This is a genomic window from Halomonas sp. (assembly GCF_041689495.1).
Taxonomy (GTDB): Bacteria; Pseudomonadota; Gammaproteobacteria; order Pseudomonadales; family Halomonadaceae; genus Halomonas.
The window spans coordinates 1-1,166 of the sequence record NZ_JBDNGD010000159.1 but is presented as its reverse complement, the minus strand read 5'-3'; the positions used below and the strand labels follow the sequence as shown (position 1 = coordinate 1,166).

Below are 1,166 nucleotides of genomic sequence, written 5' to 3'. Positions count from 1 at the left end.
TTCTGCGCCGGTTATGGCTATGTGATCAGTGCCACCTTCATCGTGGCGATCGTCGAGCGAGAGCCGCTGCTGGCCGGCGCCGGCAACTGGACCTTCGCCCTGGTGGGGCTGGCCGCGGCCCCCGCGGTGATGCTGTGGGATCTGGTCGCCCGGCGCATCGGCTACCTGGGAGCGTTGATCACCGCCATGGTCCTGCAGGTGGTGGGTATCGTGCTGCCGGCGCTGACCGCAAGCCTCGCGGGCGTGCTGCTCAGCGCCGTGCTCTACGGCGGCACCTTCCTGGGCTGCGTGAGCCTGGTGCTGACCATGGCCGGTCGGCTCTATCCCCAGAGCCCGGCGCGGCTGATGGGGCGCATGACCCTGGCCTATGGGGCGGCACAGATCCTCGCCCCGGCGCTCACCGGCATGCTCGCCGAGGCCACCGGCCACTACGACACCGGGCTGTGGCTGGCCGGCGGCTTCGTGGCCCTGGGCGCCCTGCTGATTGCCTGGCTGCGCGTGGTGGACCAGACCGCCCAGCGGCTAGATGCGGAGGCGAAGGTGGCAGCGGCCGGATGAGTGGGGTAATCGGGGACAGACCTTGGACCCCTTTCCCATTGCCGAACAGGGCGTCAAATGCTGCGGATTCACCGATCTGCAACACCGGGACTCTTCGACGCGAAGGAATCATGTTGCATTGCACAAAAGTGCCTGCTATAGTGCATGGCATCAGAACGGGGATCGCCCGTTCCATGGCACTCAGAACCTAGGAGGTTCTCATCATGACTAACGCATTCGCTTTCGATACCAAGCAATTCGACACCGCACAGCTCGAGTCCGTGTTCCTCGCCCCGGCGCGTGCCTTCGCCGCCCTGTCCGTCGACTTCACCGAGAAGATGGTCAATGCCCAGCTCGACGCCACCAAGGCCTATGCCGACACCAACATGGCGCAGCTGCGCAGCCTGGTAGAGGTCAAGGACGCCGAAGGCCTCAAGAGCTACATGGAAGGCCAGCAGGAGGTCGCCAAGGAGCTGACCGAGCGCATGAAGGGCGATGCCGAGAAAGTGACGGTCCTCCAGCAGGAGTTCGCTCAGGAAAGCCAGAAGCTGACCGAGAGCACCGTCAAGAAGGCCCAGGAAAGCGCCGAGCAGGCCACCGAGACCGCCAGCAAGGCCGTCAAGGAAGCC

At 65.2% G+C, this 1,166-nt stretch carries 2 protein-coding genes; both read left to right on the top strand.

The features are described 5' to 3' along the window. Positions 1–558 (top strand): YbfB/YjiJ family MFS transporter (locus tag ACESMD_RS05295; RefSeq protein WP_372611024.1); only part of this gene is annotated, 558 nt, incomplete at its 5' end. A gap of 203 nt (positions 559–761) precedes the next feature. After that, a partial coding sequence (locus tag ACESMD_RS05290; RefSeq protein WP_372611022.1) for a phasin family protein occupies positions 762–1,166 on the top strand: 405 nt, incomplete at its 3' end.